The sequence below is a fragment of the Lysinibacillus sp. BPa_S21 genome (genome assembly GCF_023337795.1).
Lineage (GTDB): Bacteria > Bacillota > Bacilli > Bacillales_A > Planococcaceae > Lysinibacillus.
The window spans coordinates 1-17770 of the sequence record NZ_JALIRS010000027.1 but is presented as its reverse complement, the minus strand read 5'-3'; the positions used below and the strand labels follow the sequence as shown (position 1 = coordinate 17770).

The 17770-nt window shown below is 37.7% G+C and carries 19 protein-coding genes, 1 tRNA gene and 1 other RNA gene; 5 read left to right on the top strand and 16 right to left on the bottom strand.

The genetic code is table 11. The features are described from left to right. Nucleotides 1–315 precede the first annotated feature (315 nt). The 6 genes from MOK21_RS23475 to ffs form a co-directional block, all read right to left on the bottom strand. A complete protein-coding gene (locus MOK21_RS23475) occupies nt 316–588 on the bottom strand; it encodes a pro-sigmaK processing inhibitor BofA family protein (RefSeq protein ID WP_249076366.1) in 273 nt (90 codons plus the stop codon). A 267-nt stretch (nt 589–855) separates the two neighbouring features. Next, a complete protein-coding gene (locus MOK21_RS23470) occupies nt 856–1071 on the bottom strand; it encodes a YaaL family protein (protein ID WP_249076364.1) in 216 nt (71 codons plus the stop codon). 13 nt (nt 1072–1084) lie between these two features. After that, the gene (gene recR, locus MOK21_RS23465) at nt 1085–1681 is read right to left on the bottom strand and encodes a recombination mediator RecR (RefSeq protein WP_249076361.1); all 597 of its coding nucleotides are present in this window, start codon (nt 1679–1681) and stop codon (nt 1085–1087) included. Between the two features lie 11 nt (nt 1682–1692). Continuing rightward, entirely contained in the window at nt 1693–2007 is a 315-nt protein-coding gene (locus MOK21_RS23460; protein ID WP_249076359.1) for a YbaB/EbfC family nucleoid-associated protein, read from the bottom strand. 21 nt (nt 2008–2028) lie between these two features. After that, entirely contained in the window at nt 2029–3816 is a 1788-nt protein-coding gene (gene dnaX / locus MOK21_RS23455) for a DNA polymerase III subunit gamma/tau (RefSeq protein WP_249076358.1), read from the bottom strand. Nucleotides 3817–4097: 281 nt separating this feature from the next. Further along, an RNA gene (gene ffs, locus MOK21_RS23450) (signal recognition particle sRNA large type) lies at nt 4098–4365 on the bottom strand. A 182-nt stretch (nt 4366–4547) separates the two neighbouring features. On the opposite strand from ffs, the gene MOK21_RS23445 reads away from it, so the two are divergent. The 4 genes from MOK21_RS23445 (at nt 4548) to MOK21_RS23430 (ending at nt 8403) form a co-directional block, all read left to right on the top strand. Continuing rightward, nucleotides 4548–4640: transfer RNA gene (locus MOK21_RS23445), tRNA-Ser, on the top strand. A gap of 255 nt (nt 4641–4895) precedes the next feature. Then, nucleotides 4896–6158 carry an ATP-binding protein gene (locus MOK21_RS23440; RefSeq protein ID WP_249076357.1) on the top strand — a complete coding sequence of 421 codons (1263 nt, stop codon included), beginning with the start codon at nt 4896–4898 and terminating at the stop codon, nt 6156–6158. Further along, nucleotides 6159–7037 carry a response regulator gene (locus MOK21_RS23435; protein WP_249076356.1) on the top strand — a complete coding sequence of 293 codons (879 nt, stop codon included), beginning with the start codon at nt 6159–6161 and terminating at the stop codon, nt 7035–7037. Between the two features lie 91 nt (nt 7038–7128). Beyond that, nucleotides 7129–8403, top strand: a complete 1275-nt coding sequence (locus MOK21_RS23430; protein WP_249076355.1) for a cation:dicarboxylate symporter family transporter — start codon at nt 7129–7131, stop codon at nt 8401–8403. Nucleotides 8404–8459: 56 nt separating this feature from the next. Here the strand turns inward: MOK21_RS23430 and MOK21_RS23425 are convergent, their stop codons facing one another. The 9 genes from MOK21_RS23425 to MOK21_RS23385 form a co-directional block, all read right to left on the bottom strand. Beyond that, the gene (locus MOK21_RS23425) at nt 8460–9086 is read right to left on the bottom strand and encodes an RraA family protein (protein WP_249076354.1); all 627 of its coding nucleotides are present in this window, start codon (nt 9084–9086) and stop codon (nt 8460–8462) included. A gap of 230 nt (nt 9087–9316) precedes the next feature. Continuing rightward, complete coding sequence (locus tag MOK21_RS23420; protein ID WP_249076353.1) at nt 9317–9844, bottom strand: LOG family protein; 528 nt, start codon at nt 9842–9844, stop codon at nt 9317–9319. 142 nt (nt 9845–9986) lie between these two features. Then, nucleotides 9987–10655: a deoxynucleoside kinase gene (locus MOK21_RS23415; RefSeq protein ID WP_249076352.1), complete on the bottom strand. Its 669-nt coding sequence runs from the start codon at nt 10653–10655 to the stop codon at nt 9987–9989. Next, nucleotides 10652–11290: a deoxynucleoside kinase gene (locus MOK21_RS23410; RefSeq protein WP_308221957.1), complete on the bottom strand. Its 639-nt coding sequence runs from the start codon at nt 11288–11290 to the stop codon at nt 10652–10654. Before MOK21_RS23410 ends, MOK21_RS23415 begins: the two co-directional genes overlap by 4 nt. A gap of 179 nt (nt 11291–11469) precedes the next feature. Beyond that, nucleotides 11470–13881 carry a heavy metal translocating P-type ATPase gene (locus MOK21_RS23405; protein WP_249076350.1) on the bottom strand — a complete coding sequence of 804 codons (2412 nt, stop codon included), beginning with the start codon at nt 13879–13881 and terminating at the stop codon, nt 11470–11472. A gap of 81 nt (nt 13882–13962) precedes the next feature. Continuing rightward, nucleotides 13963–14169 (bottom strand): copper chaperone CopZ, encoded by a 207-nt coding sequence (gene copZ / locus MOK21_RS23400; RefSeq protein WP_249076348.1) that lies wholly within the window; start codon nt 14167–14169, stop codon nt 13963–13965. Between the two features lie 58 nt (nt 14170–14227). After that, nucleotides 14228–14560: a metal-sensitive transcriptional regulator gene (locus MOK21_RS23395; RefSeq protein WP_049662516.1), complete on the bottom strand. Its 333-nt coding sequence runs from the start codon at nt 14558–14560 to the stop codon at nt 14228–14230. A gap of 77 nt (nt 14561–14637) precedes the next feature. Continuing rightward, on the bottom strand, nt 14638–15591 hold the full coding sequence (locus MOK21_RS23390; protein ID WP_249076347.1) for a cation diffusion facilitator family transporter: 954 nt from the start codon (nt 15589–15591) through the stop codon (nt 14638–14640). 20 nt (nt 15592–15611) lie between these two features. Then, nucleotides 15612–15947, bottom strand: coding sequence for an ArsR/SmtB family transcription factor (locus tag MOK21_RS23385; protein WP_249076346.1), 336 nt, complete (start codon nt 15945–15947; stop codon nt 15612–15614). A gap of 182 nt (nt 15948–16129) precedes the next feature. Between MOK21_RS23385 and tadA the strand changes: the two genes are divergently transcribed. Continuing rightward, entirely contained in the window at nt 16130–16648 is a 519-nt protein-coding gene (gene tadA / locus MOK21_RS23380; RefSeq protein WP_249076345.1) for a tRNA adenosine(34) deaminase TadA, read from the top strand. Nucleotides 16649–16819: 171 nt separating this feature from the next. Here tadA and serS read toward each other — a convergent pair. Further along, a partial coding sequence (gene serS / locus MOK21_RS23375; protein WP_249076344.1) for a serine--tRNA ligase occupies nt 16820–17770 on the bottom strand: 951 nt, incomplete at its 5' end.

Genomic DNA, 17770 nt, shown 5'->3' with positions numbered 1-17770 from the left:
AGCCAGGATCAAACTCTCCATAAAAAGAAATTTGATTAGCTCAAATTGTTTTGCTGGCATCATGTTTGATGTCCAAAATTTTGTTTTGTTCACTAACTCAAAGTTAGCTACTAAAAACTTTATTGATTACGTTTTGCTTGTTCAGTTTTCAAGGTTCATTTCGTCACTGTTTTCTCAACAGCAACTCTTATATAATATCATGTCGATCACTCATTGTCAACAATTAAATTATTTAATTTCAAACTCATTTGTTTTCCAACGGTTATCTTAACGACTCTTATTACTATATCACAATATTTTTGTTTTGCAAGCATTTTATAAAAAATATACTAAAGCAGTTATTCCTAGCACACCTGGAATACCCAATATTGCAATTGCGAATACTGAAAATAGATTAATCGGTACATTATAGCCTGCATAACCTAAACCTAAGTGAATAATAAATAATAGTAGAAAGGCAAATGCAAATCTAAACCAAAACACAGACATTCCTTCTAATATTTTACCCATCTTGGCATGTCTTATTATTATATAAAGAAAAAGAAGCACTACAGGTACACAAAAGCTCATAATTACTAACCACGACATATGGTTTCCCCCTTAACGATATAATTATGAAAGTTTATGTTTCCTATTTTACTTCTATGAATATCAATTATGCCTCGGCAACTTATAGCAGACGCTTTGCTTTCGCTACGGAAAACATTTGTAGCTGTCGCTTCTGGATTCTGCCTTTGTACTTAGGCCCAATAACGATGCTCGCACTCAGGCATTTTCACAGGATGCGAGGTTTTTAGCCTGAGTTCCCCTATTCCAACGAATGTTAGGATATCCGCTGGAATAAGTTGAAACCTATTATTTAATTAATACTCTCCGAATTCTAGCTTCCTTGAATAGATAGAAATGTATACTCTCCGATGCTTTTCGTTGAGCAATTACTTCTAAATCATAGTCATCTAGTAGTTCTTCAATTATCTTCGCCTGCTGTAAATCCTCTTTTGTTTCTTTTATAAGATTTACAAGCTTGTCATCGAATTCTTTTTTTAATTTTCCCTTACTTCGGAAGAACATATTAATCCCTCACTCACAATTCTCGGCGACCTTCCATTGCCTTCGATAAGGTTACTTCATCTGCATATTCTAAATCTCCACCTACTGGTAGTCCGTGAGCGATTCGTGTTGTTCGAATGCCGGATGGCTTCACCAGACGAGAAATATACATTGCTGTTGCCTCGCCCTCAATAGTTGAATTCGTAGCTAAAATAAGCTCTTGAACAGCCTCGTCTTGCAAACGAACTAGTAGGGAAGCGACATTAATATCTTCTGGACCAACACCATCCATAGGTGAAATAGCTCCCTGTAACACATGATACATACCATTAAAATCGCGCATTTTTTCCATCGCAATGACATCTTTTGTATCTTGGACAACGCAAATTACAGAATGATCTCTTTGTTTGTCTGTACAGATATGACATGGATCTACATCAGTTATGTTGCCGCATACGGAGCAGTAGCTTAAATTTCGTTTAGCATCTATTAATGCCTTTGAAAAGGATAAAACGTCATCCTCTTTCATTGTTAACACAAAAAACGCCAGCCGAGCCGCGGTTTTCGGCCCGATACCTGGCAATTTCATAAAACTATCAATCAGTTTCGATATTGGTTCTGGGTAGTACATTTATTTACCTCCTAGAACGGAAGGTTCATCCCTTGAGTGAATTTGCCCATTGTTGAATTCGTTTTTTCATCTACTTTTTTCAATGCTTCATTTGTAGCAATAACGATTAAATCTTGTAGCATTTCGATATCTTCTGGATCTACTACTGAAGGATCAAGATTTACTTCTATGACTTCGCGTTGACCAGTTACAGTTACTTTAACCATGCCGCCACCAGCTGCACCTTCAAATTGCTCTGCGTTTAAAGCCTCTTGAGCTTCCATCATTTCCTTTTGCATTTTTTGCATTTTTTTCATCATACCTTGCATATTTCCCATTCCACGCATAAACATATTCCTCCTAAATGATTAATCTTCTACAATTTCAATAAAATCTTTACCAAACAGCTTTTCTGCTTCCGTCACAAGTGGATCTTGTGAGGCAAGCGGTTGAGCATCGTCGATAAACGGCCCTTCTGACATTTCTGCCGGAGGTGAATCCAATAATTCCACTTCATGATCGGTTTCACTCTGAGAATTTTTCTGTTGCTGTAAGCCGTGATCACGAATAAACTCTTCACGTAATTTTAACCAAGCCTCTTCAGGCGTACAAAGCATTTCGTACATAGTACCAGTTTGCCCTGCAATTAATTGTGTGAACTGAGCTTTTAAGGATTGATTATCAGCAACCATTTGACAATGAATATCATACTTGAATTTTAACACAAAAGCACTTGATGATGCCGCAACAGGTTCAGCTTCTGCTAAAAGAGCTGACTGAGATTTTTGCATTTGGCTTAACGCCTGTGCCCAAACCGATTTGATGCGTTGTACATCTTGCTTTGTAGCATCTTTTAGTATCTCTTGAATACGACCTGTTGGTGCTTTATAGCCGTTTGGACTTTTAGCTCGTGGACGTTGCTCTTTTGGCGTTTGCGTCGTTTGTACAGAAGCACCCGCTTGTAATTGGGCTGATAGTTGCTGCACCATCTGCTCGAGTGCCACGACTTTTTGAGCGAGCTCAGGGCTCATAGCTACCTCACCCGAAGTGGTAGTTTGACCAACTGAACCTCCGGAAAACTGCACCATTTTAAGTAATGCCGTTTCTAAGTAAATCTTTGTATGATGGGAGAATCGCATTTCTTGCTGCGTTTTCGCTAAAATATCAATGTAGCCATATAACAAATCCGGTGCAAAGTCATGCGCTAAAGTAAATACTCGCTCCTCGGGTGATACTAGTTCTAATAATTCGGCCAGATCTTCACTTGTTTGCAGTAGTAATAAATCCCGGAAAAATGTAATCAAGTCCTCTGAAAGTCGAAGAGGATCTTTGCCGTCCGCGATAAGCTGTTCTAATAACGCAAGCATTTGTGCGACATCTTTTACTTTTAGAGCTTCTGCTAATTCATAGAAAATTTCCTGACTAATAGAACCTGTCACAAGTAATGTATCTTCAAGCTTCAACTTTTCTCCGCTGAAGGATACAACCTGATCTAATAAGCTTAAAGCATCTCGCATACCACCTGCTGCTGATTGTGCGATTACCTTTAAACCCTGTTCCTCAAATGGCAACTCAATGTCTTCTAATACAACTTTCATGCGCTCAATAATATCATTGGTTGAAAGACGTTTGAAATCAAAGCGCTGACATCTTGAAATAATCGTTGCGGGCAATTTATGAGGCTCTGTCGTTGCTAAAATAAATACGGCATGAGATGGTGGTTCTTCTAACGTCTTTAAAAGGGCGTTGAAAGCACTTGTAGAAAGCATATGCACTTCATCGATGATATACACTTTATATCTGCTACTTGCAGGAGCAAATCGAACTTTCTCAATGATGTCACGAATTTCTTCAACGCGTGAATTAGACGCCGCATCAAATTCAATAACATCTGGGTGAGAACCTTCTGTAATACTTAAACAAGTAGCACATTCATTACAAGGCTCGTTTGATGGTGCATGCTCACAATTTAATGCCTTTGCAAAAATTTTAGCTGTACTTGTTTTCCCGGTACCACGCGGGCCGGAAAATAAATAAGCATGCGTTGTTTTATTCGCTAGGAGAGCATTTTGTAGCGTTCTTTTGACATGTGCTTGGCCAGACATTTCTCGGAATGATTGCGGTCGATACACACGATAAAATGCTTGATACGTCAATGGTTTCCTCTCCTCTTCTTCATTATATAGAATAGTTCTATTATAGCATTTGCCTCATTATTTATAAAATAGTGTCATCGTTTTTCTGTAAATTTCGGGACAATTCTCTTTCATTCCCTATAGTAAGGCTGATGCTTCAGGCTCCTATCGGCAACCTTGTGCCATTTGTAGCTTCCTTATACATTCTAACGATTGACCTTCCGTCCCAACAAAAATTAAAAAAATCATAAAAAAACGCATCCGCCTTTGTAGACGGATGCGTTTGAATTGGCAAGTTAATGCCGTGCACCTTTCTTCGACAGCCGCACATAAGCGTTACTCTTGTCGTTAGCTCAGATTAGGCAACCCCGCGGCACATGGATAAGACCACTTAATGCTGCTTCCTTCCGGACCTGACATGGTTCATGGGTATCCATTGCGCAGGACCCAATCGTCAACACTACGTGCAAAAGGCAGACCAAACAATACGGACAGCCTCGAAAAAGGAATTCAGTCTCGCTAGAGCGGATTGCGAGTTACAGGACACCGCTACCTTCCCACCTAGCACGGCAATAACTAGTATACTGACTGTTTTCATAAATTGCAACTTAATACGCATAATATTTATATGGAATATTCTATCTGCACTGTAAAATAAGAAATTAATAAAAAAATATAAAAATCATGTTGACGTTTAATATATAATGTGATAAATTAAATCTTGTCGATAAGACAATGCAACAAAACAACATGGAGGTATACCCAAGTCTGGCTGAAGGGATCGGTCTTGAAAACCGACAGGCGGGTAACACCGCGCGGGGGTTCGAATCCCTCTACCTCCTCCAGTTTTAAAATTCCGACTACGAATGTAGCCGTTTTTTTTTGCTTTAAAATTGTATGTAACCTTTAATAGATGCCACTTCCACTTAGGTTGTGGTATTTTTTTATTGTATTTCATCTAGGCAAATGCGCTTTTGTTTCTAAATCGTGTTTCACCCCAACGAAACATCAAAAGGAGTGGTACAATTACCTTTATTTCAAACATTTAAACGAGCTCTTTTAGCATATTGCTCGTTAATATTGATTAGGGAGGATTTTTTATGCACTCGAAGTTTTACATACCCCGTGCCCCCCTCACTTGGATTTTTATAATCGCTCTGTTAACCGCTATCGGTAGTGAGATTAAAATAATACCTTTCGCTGATACGCCTTTTCGTTTCGGATTAGGAAGTATTATTTTCTTTTTATGCACGCTACTTAGACCTACACCAATCATTTTGGCTGGGTTTGCTACAAGTATCGTGACAACCATTTTTCGAATTATCATTAATTACTCTTTTCATGATGTTCCATTAGTCGATAGTTTACAAATACATTTACCGGCTGCTGCATTTTATATATTATTTGCAATATGCTTACAAATTCTAAATATTCATCAATATAGAGAAAAACCACTATTGCTTGGACTACTAGTTTCGTTTAGTGAAGTATTCAGTAATTTAGTGGAACAACTATTTCGTTTTTTTATAAATTCTTATACTTTTTTATTCCTTCATGATTTACTTATACTATTAGCAGTTGCTTTTTTACGCAGTTTCTTTGTTGTCGGTATTTTTAGTTCCATTTTAATTGCTGAGCAAAAAAAACGTGTTCAGGAAATGCTTACGATCGGCTCAGATTTATATGTTGAGACACTATATTTAAAAAAATCGATGAACCACATAGAAGCAATTACAGCCAGTGGATTTGAATTATATCGACAATTAAAATCACTAGGTTATCGTGCAGAAAGTTTACAGGCACTCCATATTGCCCAGGAAATTCATGAAGTGAAGAAGGATTCGCAACGTATTTATGCAGGTATTTCTAAAATTGTTGGTGAAAAGAGCTATGGCTCCCTTAGATTGTCAGAATTATTACATTATATCGAAGACGGCAACAGTAAGTACGCTAATTTTCTTGGGAAAGAAATCGACTTTCAATTAACTATTGAAAGTGATTTTCAAACGAAAGAACATATTGCATTGCTTGCACTTTTAAATAATTTAACAGCCAATGCTATAGAAGCAATTGAAGATCAAGGCATCATTTCTATTGCCATTCAACAGCAACAGGATGATACTGTAATAACAGTATGTGATAATGGAAAGGGTATCCCGCAAAGTAATCTTTCTATTATTTTTGAACCTGGATACACAACAAAATACAATGTAGAAGGTGTCGCAGCAACAGGTATTGGGCTTTCACATGTTGTTGAATTAGTAAATAAATTAAATGGCTCAATATCCGTTGAATCAAATGCTCAAAACACGATGTTTAAAATTGCAGTTCCTACGCAAACTATTCAAACGGGAGAGACTTAAATGAGGTATTTTATTGTAGATGATGATCGTGCAAGTCGGGTCATGTTAAAACAAATTATTGAAGAAAGTGGCTTAGGTACCGTTATTGGTGAAGCACGCAATGGTGAGGATGCCATTCCACAAATTTTAATGACACAGCCAGAATTTGTGTTGATTGACTTACTTATGCCTAAGCTCGATGGAATAGCTACAGTCGAGCACCTTATTCAAAATCGCTTCGAGGGACAATTTGTTATGATTTCTCAGGTGGTGAATAAGGAAATGGTAGGTGAGGCATATGAGCAAGGTATAGATTTCTTTATTCATAAACCTATCAACCGTATTGAGGTTGAGAATGTTTTACGTAAAACAACTGAACAATTTCGCCTAAAAAACTCATTGCTTATTATTCGCCAATCACTTACAAATATTGACCTAAGTGAACAAATAAATCATAAAGCAACGTCACGCGATCATATTCAAACCATCTTAAATGATATGGGTATCGTTGGTGAGATTGGAAGCGAAGATATTATTGCGATCATTGAGACATTACTTGCTCATCAGCACAAAATTGCACCGCTTCCGCCATTAAAGGAACTTTATGAGGAAATTGCAGCTGTCACAAAGGCTACACCAGATGAAATCTTGAAGGAAAGTAAAGCCATTGAACAGCGTGTGCGTCGTACTATATTAGCAGCTATGATAAATCTCGCCAATCTGGGTGTCGTGGATTATACAAACTCCGAATTTGAATATTATGCACCCCGATACTTTGACTTTAAAGAAATTCGTCAGCTTATGAGTCAGATTGAAGATCACGGAAATCGTAAAGCAAAAGTTAATATCAAGAAGTTTATTCAGGTATTATATTCAGACATTTTAACTAAAGTAAATTAATTTTCTCGGATTCCGTCGGATTCCATAAGTCCTCCGTATTATTAAAGTAAGGCAAGTCCTAAAAATTTTAATATTAGGAGGTACTAAGGTTTTGAAGAAGAAATTTAGAATCAGTTTAGCCACTCAAATTTTAATCGGTTTGATTTTAGGGATTATTATTGGTGGTATCTTTTATGGAAACCCCAAAATTGAAACATATTTACAACCTCTAGGTGATATTTTCCTTCATCTAATTAAAATGATTGTTGTACCGATTATTATTTCGACTTTAATCGTTGGTGTTGCTGGCACTGGAGACATGAAACAGCTTGGACGATTAGGCGGAAAATCACTTATTTACTTTGAAGTTATTACAACAGTAGCAATTGTAATTGGTTTACTTTCCGCAAACTTATTCCAACCTGGCGCGGGTCTAAACATGAACGAGCTCTCTCAAGGAGATATTTCGAAATACGTTGCAACTACAGAAGAAGTGCAGCATGAAGGACCATTTGATATTATTGTAAGCATTGTACCGACAAATATCGTTCAGGCAATGTCTGAAGGTAATATGCTTGCGATCATTTTCTTCTCAGTTATTTTTGGTTTAGGAGTAGCTGCCATTGGCGATCGAGGTAAACCAGTATTAGACTTCTTCCAAGGTGTAGCAGATGCTATGTTCTGGGTAACGAATCTTGTAATGAAATTCGCTCCGCTTGGGGTATTTGGTTTAATCGGTGTAACCGTTTCCAAATATGGATTCGCTTCACTAATACCACTCGGTAAACTCGCAATACTTGTTTATGCAACAATGTTATTCTTTATCTTTGTCGTTCTTGGTCTTGTGGCCAGATTTACAGGTATCAGTATCTTCTTCCTAATTAAAGTACTAAAAGATGAGCTGATTTTAGCGTTCTCTACAGCAAGTTCTGAAGCTGTGTTACCGCGAATTATGATGAAAATGGAGAAACTAGGCGCTCCGAAGGATATCGTATCCTTTGTTATTCCAACCGGTTACTCCTTTAACTTAGATGGTTCTACACTATACCAAGCTATTGCTGCATTATTTATTGCTCAAATGTACGGTATTCACCTAAGTATTGGTGAACAAATTACGTTAATGCTTGTATTAATGGTTACATCTAAAGGGATTGCAGGTGTTCCAGGAGTATCCTTCGTTGTACTTCTAGCAACTCTAGGTACTGTCGGCATTCCAATTGAAGGTTTAGCATTCATCGCCGGTATCGATCGTATTCTAGATATGGGACGTACAGTTGTTAACGTAATTGGTAACTCACTTGCGTCATTAGTAATGGCGAAATGGGAAGGCCGTTTCGATGCAGAAAAAATGAAAACTTACTTTAAAGATAATGAAAATTTAGCATAAAAATTAAAAAATCCTCACGATGTATAGATGGCATCGTGAGGATTTTTTATTCATCTTTAGATTGAAGGTGTTAAAACTTTATCTAAATAAGCGATAATAGATTCTTTTCCATTTGCATGTGCCTCTTGTGCGCGCATATCATCTTTTTCAAGCTTTGCCTCGGCAGCTGCCACAATACGCTCTGCATCTTCATGTGGTACGACCACAACTCCGTCCACATCTCCAATAATATAATCACCAGGACAAACCGAAACGCCCCCTATAGCAATTGGAACATTTACTTCGCCACCGCCATTTTTATGACCAGCTGCTACCGTTGTGCCAAGTGAAAACACTGGGAAGTCTAATTCTTGAATAGCAGCCAAATCACGAATCACACCATCAACGACAAAGCCCTGTATACCTATACCCTTCGCCAACGAAAGAACAAAATCACCAGCAACTGCACGATTGGTATTCCCTTTAGCGTCAATTACTAAAATATCTCCTTCGCTAGCAGCTCGAATGGCTTCCAATACTGCCCCATTTTCACCATCCGGTAAGCGTACTGTTACCGCACGACCAGCAATTTTAAAATGATCTGCTAACGGTTTAATGTCACTACGTAAATTCGTATGTCCTCCTGTCGCATCTGAAACTGCAGTCGTAGGTAAATGCTCAAAACTTACTTCCACCTTTGTCATCTATAACACCCCTATTATGATTTATGAAATTCTTACACAATTATTGTAAATAAAAGTCATCTACTATTTCAATGTATTTCAGAAGATTTAGTAAATTTAAAATCAATTATGTAATAATTGCATTTTCTTAACAACAGGGCAAACAGGCAATTTATATGCCATTAGCTTAAATGAAAAAGAATCCATTTTGATCAATCTTTTTCAAAATGGATTCTTTTTTGGACAAAAAGTTACTTATGCTCTTTTAATAAATGTAATACTTCCTCCGATGTGGTAGCTACGCGAATAAGTGCTTTTTGTTCAGTTCGTATAAAACCTTCTTCGAGCATTTTCTTAAATAATTGCAAAAGCGCATCATAAAAACCATTCACATTATATAAAATTACGGGCTTTTCATGTAAGCCAATTTGTGCCCACGTAAACACTTCAAAATATTCATCCATTGTTCCCCCACCACCCGGTAAGGCAATAAAAGCATCTGCTAACTCTACCATTTTGGCTTTACGTACATGCATTGACTCAACAAAATGAATCTCTGTTAACGAGGCATGTGCTATTTCCCGCTTCTGTAAATGAGTTGGCATCACGCCAATAACCTCACCGCCAGCTTCTAATACGGCATCTGCCACTTTTCCCATTAATCCTGTTTTCGAACCACCATAAACGACACCATGACTATTCTGAGCTAAAACAGTCCCTAATTCGGCTGCCTTCTCTGCAAAAATCGTGCTTATGCCTAAGCCAGAACCGCAATACACCGCTATTCTTATAGTAATCCCCCCTATTCAAAAGACGTGATACAATAGGTTACATATTGTCTCACGTCTTTTGATCATTTATTTTCTTCAATTACGCTTTTCTGTCCGTCACTTTGCTTTCAGCCAGAGCTTCATGAACTTCCTATTTACGTAAATGACTTGTTTGTTTTAGCATATGACTGATGCGGCTAACAATTGATTCAATTGCTTCAGGATTTTTTAATAAATCATAATCATTTATATCTAAACGTAGAACCGGGCATGAATTAAAATTATTGATCCAGTTTTCATAGCGGTCATGCATTTCAATCCAATAATCATTCGGTGTTTGCTGCTCCATCGCACGACCACGCTCTTGAATTCGTCCAATAACAGAATCAATTGGTCCTTCTAAATAAACCAGTAAATCTGGGTGCGGGAAATAGGGTGTCATTACCATAGCATCAAATAAATTTGTATACGTCTCGTAATCCGTTGGGCTCATTGTACCTTTATCATAGTGCATCTTAGCAAAAATTCCTGTATCTTCATAGATTGAGCGATCTTGAATAAACCCACCGCCATATTCAAAGATTCGCTTCTGCTCTTTAAAACGTTCAGCTAAAAAATACACCTGTAAATGAAAGCTCCATTTTTCAAAGTCCTCATAAAATTTATCTAAATATGGATTTGTATCCACTTTTTCAAACGATGTACGGAAATTTAGCGCCTCTGCCAACGCCTTTGTCATTGTTGACTTTCCTACACCAACCGTACCAGCGATTGTAATGACCGTTTGTGGAGGAATATCGTATTTCTCTCTCAAATTCATTGTTGCAAGCTCCTTTGTTGTAACGTGTCCTTTATTGTTTGTAAAACAAATTTCAAATCTTTTGGATGTTTTACGAAATCAAGCTGATCACCATTAAATCGAATAACAGGAATATCGGGATGCATAGTCTCAAAATGCTCGATAAAAGAATGATAATCTGCCACTAATTGCTCCATGTAATCCCGTGAAATCATTTTTTCAAATTCGCGACCACGCATCGCAATACGTTTCATCAATGTATCAACACTGGCATGTAAATAAACAACTACATTAGGTACAGGCATATCTTTCGTTAATATTTTATATATTTCCTCGTATTTATCATACTCAGTTGATGCCAATGTACGCTTAGCAAATATTAAATTTTTAAAAATGTGGTAGTCTGCTACAACAGGTTTATCATGTGTTAGACGGAAACTTTTTATATCCGACAATTGTTTATAGCGATTACATAGGAAGAACATTTCCGTTTGGAAGCTCCATTCCTCAATGTTTTCATAAAACTTATTTAAAAAAGGGTTTTCGTCTACTATTTCTTTTAATAGATGGTAATTAAATGTTGCTGCAATCTCTTTAGATAAAGAGGTTTTACCAACACCAATCGGACCTTCTACCGTAACAAATGGAACCGTCACCAGAAGCTCCTCCTTCATGTTCTATGGATTCTATCATCAATTACCTCGTCCAAGAGGTTTTTATATTCAGTGCTTTTCATTGTATCATAGTGCGAAAATGAAAAACAGAATCAAACTATTTCTCTATAAAATAGGCGTCCAAAAAAAATAGACCCACCGAAGTGGATCTATCGTAATCTCTATAATTTCACTCGCTGTAAACGTAGTGCATTTAAAACAACAGACACTGAACTAAATGCCATCGCTGCACCCGCTACCCAAGGAGCCAGTAAACCAATTGCGGCAATTGGAATACCTAATGTATTGTAAGCAAATGCCCAGAATAAGTTTTGCTTAATGTTGCGCATTGTTTTACGACTCATGATGATAGCATCCGCGATACTGTTTAAATCGCCACGAATCAATGTAATATCGGCCGCTTCCATCGCAACGTCTGTACCGGTACCAATCGCCATCCCAATAGTAGCCGTTGCAAGTGCTGGTGCATCATTAATGCCATCACCAACCATCGCCACTTTTTTACCTGTAGCTTGCAGTTTTTTCACTTCATTCGCTTTGCCTTCCGGAAGTACTTCTGCAATCACACGATTCACACCAACTTCTGCACCAATAGCTTGTGCTGTACGTTCATTATCACCAGTCATCATAATGACCGTAATGCCCATCTCTTGTAGACGACTTACCGCTTCTTTTGAAGTAGCTTTCACTGTATCAGCAACTGCTACTAGTCCGGCATACTGATTGTTAATCGCAGCTAACATAGCCGTTTTACCGTTTTCCTCTAATTGCTCCATTATCGGTAGAATATCATCAATGTGAATACCATATTGTTGCATCAATTTACGCGTACCGATGACAACTCCTTGACCAGAGACAGTCGCTTGCACACCGTAACCTGGTATTGCTTCAAAAAATTGAACATCCCCTAGGTCAATACCACGATCAGTAATTCCTTGAACAATTGCTTCTGCTAACGGATGCTCCGATTGCTTCTCCGCTGCGCCGATTAACGATAAAAATCGAGTTTCGTCCTGATTTGCCGCCAGTACGATATCCGTTAATACAGGTTTGCCGTGTGTTACTGTACCTGTTTTATCAACAACTACTGTATCAATGCTTTGCGTTTGCTCTAAATGCTCCCCACCTTTAAACAAAACACCAAATTCCGCAGCACGCCCAGAGCCCGCCATAATAGATGTTGGCGTTGCTAATCCAAGTGCACATGGACAAGCAATTACGAGAACTGCAATTAATACTTCAAGCGCTGGCGTAAATTCACCAGGTCGCACCCAGATCATCCAAATTAGAAACGTTACGACCGCAATCCCTACGACAATTGGTACAAAAATGCCTGAAATTTGGTCTGCTAAGCGCTGGATTGGCGCTTTTGAGCCTTGTGCATCCTCTACAACTTTAATAATTTGAGCTAAGGCCGTATCACGGCCGACTTTAGTTGCTGTCATTTTAATAAAGCCATTTTTATTAATAGTGGAACCAAATAATAGGTCCCCTTGCTTTTTATCAACAGGTAAACTTTCCCCTGTTAACATCGATTCATCAACAGCCGTTGTTCCTTCTATTACCTCGCCATCGACAGGGATTTTTTCACCTGGTTTCACTAAAATAATATCGCCAATGACTACTTCTTCTAATGGTACTTCTTTTTCTACACCATCACGGACAACGATGGCCGTTTTTGCTTGAAGGCCCATTAATTTTTTGATTGCTTCAGATGAGCGCCCTTTTGCTTTTGCCTCAAATAATTTACCTAATAAAATCAAAGTAATTAATACAGCACTCGTTTCAAAATATAGATGTGGGGCATGATGTGATCCCGCAGTAATAATTGCTTGATATAAACTATAAAAATAAGCAGCGGATGTTCCCATGACTACAAGTACATCCATATTGGCACTACCATTGCGTAAAGCTTTGTATGCCCCAACATAAAATTGCTTCCCAATGATGAATTGAACAGGAGTAGCCAACACCATTTGTACCCACGGATTCATTAAAAATTCAGGGACATATAAAAATGATGTAAATGAAAAATGACCTACCATCGTCCAAAGTAACGGTATTGAAAGGATGGCCGATAAAATAAATTTTTGCTGCTGTTTTTTGATGGCCTGTTCTCGATGATCTACCGTTTCTTGCTCCTCTGCTTTTTGATGAGCCTCATATCCTAATTTTTCAACCCTCGCAATCATATCTGCAATTGTTACTTCTGATGGGTTAAACTCAATAGTCGCTTTTTCAAGCGCTAAGTTTACATTCGCAGAGGATACACCTGCTAATTTATTTAAACCCTTTTCTATACGAGTGGCACAGGCTGCACATGTCATACCCGTAATGTTGAATTCAGTTTTTTGTTTCACGACACCATAACCAAGTGCTTCAATTTTCTTTTCAAAGTCTTCTTCATTTAATTTTGTCGGATCATATTTAATGGATGATTTTTCAAGAGCTAAATTAACCGTCGCTTGTTCTACACCATCCATTTTATTTAAACCTTTTTCTATACGAGTGGCACAGGCTGCACATGTCATACCTGTAATTTGCAAATTCGCTTCCTTTATTTCTGAACTCATGATCATTTCTCCTCCCTACATACCAACCAGGGGTATGTGCAATTGAAAATAATAGAGTGCTACATGAGCACCCTATTTATATTATTTAACGTCATAGCCTTGATCGTCGATTGTTTCTTTAATTTGATCTAGAGATACTTTTGTCTCATCAAATGCTACATCTACTAAACCATCGGCTAAATTTACTTTTACTTGTTCAACGCCCGTTAAAGCTCCTACACTTTTTTCCACTGAGTTTACACAATGTCCACATGACATTCCTTGTACGTTTAACGTTACGTTTTGCATAAAATATCTCTCCTTTTATTTTAAATACTGCATAGGGGTATATATTTGTTAAAAAATTCTATTTCTTCATTAATTTTTGGATAGTCACTACTAATTCATCTAACACTGCTTCATCACCTTCTGATAGGCGATCTACTACACATCCCTTTAAATGACCTTCTAATAATATCTTTGCTACACTATTTAAAGCAGACTGAGTGGCAGACAGTTGCGTAATAATATCATCACAGTAAACATCTTTGTCAATCATCCCTTTAATACCTCGGATTTGACCTTCAATTCGATTTAAACGAGTCGTTAAATCCTTTTTAACGCGTTCAGGATGATGGCTTTTTCGACATGATGTAGCTTCCTCAGTATGACAAGCATCTTCTTTCACTATATCCTCCATAAATGCACCTCCTACTTTACAATTTCATATTACCATACCCGCGAAGGGTATGTAAAGGTGAAAATTTTTAGAATTTTTTAATGATGATGGTGATGATTGGACTGCTCATTTTTTATTGTACATAAAATTGAATTATCATGCTTATGTGCAACTGTTTCCAATTGAATCGTTACGTGCTTTATGCCCTTATGCTCAAGATTATGTTCAATTTCTCGTAATATATGCTCACTATCCGCAATTTTCAGCTGATCATCAACAACTGCATGACAAGAAAGTGCATTTGTTCCACTTGTTATTGTCCAAATGTGTAAATCGTGAATGCTATGAATGCCAGCTGTTTGTTCAATAGTTTGTATGATTTCCTGAACGTCTACATTTGAAGGTGTTCCTTCCATCAGAACATGGACAGCCGCCTTCGTGACATAGTAGCCGCTTCTCAATACCAATATTGCAACAATAACACTCGCAAGTGGATCAGCCCAGCCCCAACCCAAAAACATCATTAATAGTGCGGCTACTATGGCTCCTACAGATCCAAGCATATCGCTTAATACATGTAAAAAAGCTCCACGCATATTTAAATTATCTTTTGTATCACTGCCACGCATCATAATCCAAGCTACTAGAATATTCACCAAAAGGCCGATTGTGCTAATAATGAGCATCCCTGTAGTTGCCACTTCCGGTGGATTTGCAAAGCGTTCTATTGCCTCATAGAAAATGAATAAAGCAATCAAAATTAACGTCACACCATTTAAAACCGCTGCTAAAATTTCAAATCGTTTATAACCATATGTTTTACTATAACTCGCAGCCTTTTCCCCAAATATAAAAGCAAGCAAAGCGATTGCTAACGAAATGGAGTCACTTAACATATGTCCAGCATCGGATAAAAGAGCCAAACTATTTGTTAAATAGCCACCAATTGCTTCAACAACCATATAACTCGTAATAATCATAAATGATACAATTAACACCTTTTTATTTGCGCCATGTGTATGATCATGGCTGTGATCATGATTATGTCCCATTTCTTATCCCTCCATTAGTTCTAGTTATGTGCAGCATGCTCAATAGCTTGCATTAACAAATTCATAATGTGATCATCATCTTTTGAATAATATAAGGTTGTGCCTTCCCTTCTATATTTCACTAACCGTAAATTTTTCAAAAAACGTAACTGATGCGAAACTGTTGATTGACCTAAATCTAAAATTTCAGCAATGTCGTTTACCGAATGTTCTTCCGTACATAATAAATTTAAAATGCGAATTCTTGTCGGATCACTTAATGCTTTAAATGTTTGAGACACGACGAATAATGTTTCTTCGTCTAAATGTTGTTCTTTGTTATTAAAGGCTTCTGTATTTTTTAGTTTTTCATCCATTTAGTTTTCCCCTAACTTTTATATTTATATATGAGCATGTATTCATATATAAATATAGTTGGTTAATTTGGATATGTCAATGTTTTACGTCTTACATAATCTGAAGGCAAGATGCCGAGACATATTTGATAGTAGCAATTGTTAATTAAGCAAGATACACTAAATGATAAGGAGAGATCATAGTGGATATTTTTGAAACAGACCGATTGTTTATGAACAGTGCACTAGAAGAAGCTAAGAAAGCTGCTTTACTTGGAGAAGTGCCGATAGGAGCTGTGCTTGTTTACGATGGAGAGATCATTGCACGAGCCCATAATTTACGAGAAACAACACAAAATGCAACGACGCACGCTGAATTAATGGTTATTCAAGAGGCATGTAAAAAAATAGGGAGCTGGCGCCTTGAAGAAACAACCCTCTATGTGACGCTTGAACCTTGCCCTATGTGTGCAGGTGCCATTTTGCAATCTCGTGTACCACGGGTTGTATATGGTGCAAGGGATATAAAAGCAGGCTGTGTAGATTCACTCTATCGTCTATTAAACGATGCACGCTTTAACCATGAATGTGAAGTGACAGAAGGAATATTAGCTGAGGAGTGTGGACAAATCTTAACCGATTTTTTCCGAGCTTTACGTGAAAGAAAAAAAGCCGAGAAAAAAGCTCGACAAGCATTAATTATTGAAAATGAAGAATGTTAACAGACACTATAATGCACATAAATTTTTCCGCTAGCATACTTATTGAAAAGAAAAACTACTGTTGAGAATAAATTCCCAGCAGTAGTTTCTTTTATTTTTCGATTCAATTTATTTCGGAGCAATCACTATGCTTCCGTCGGCTTGAGTCTGCCGCTTCGCTTTCGACTCAGTTTACTTTGGAGCAATTACTTCTTTTCCGCCCATATACGGTCTTAATACCTCAGGAATCATTACGCTTCCGTCGGCTTGCTGATAATTTTCTAGGATTGCTGCTACTGTACGGCCGATTGCAAGACCTGAGCCGTTTAATGTGTGTACATACTCTGGTTTTGCATTTGGCTCACGACGGAAGCGAATATTTGCTCGACGTGCTTGGAAATCTTCAAAGTTAGAGCAAGAAGAGATTTCACGGTACATATTTTGTGCTGGAATCCAAACCTCTAAATCGTACTTTTTCGCTGCAGTAAATCCTAAATCAGCTGTACACATTTTTAGTTTGCGGTATGGTAACCCTAATAATTGTAGTACTTTTTCTGCATGGCCTGTTAATAATTCTAGTTGTTCATAAGATTCTTCTGGTTTTACAAAACGTACTAATTCTACTTTGTTAAATTGGTGTTGGCGAATTAAACCACGTGTATCGCGACCTGCAGAACCTGCCTCTGAACGGAAGCAAGCGCTGTATGCTGCAAAGCCTTGTGGTAATGCTTCAACAGGTAAAATTTCATCACGATAGAAGTTAGTCACTGGTACTTCTGCTGTGGGAATCATGAAATAATCTGTGTCAGCTAATTTAAAGACATCTTCTTCAAATTTAGGTAGCTGTCCTGTACCTGTTAAGCTATCACGATTAACAATTACAGGTGGTAACATTTCTTCATAGCCATGCTCTTCTGCATGTAAATCCATCATAAACGTCATTAAAGCGCGTTCTAAACGAGCACCAAGACCACGATAGAATAAGAAACGGCTACCAGTCACTTTTGCACCACGTTCAAAGTCCACAATTTTTAAATCCGTAGCAATATCCCAGTGTGCTTTAATATCAAAATCAAATGTTGGAATCTCGCCCCACGTATACTCTTCTACATTATCGTCCTCTGTTGTGCCAACTGGTACAGA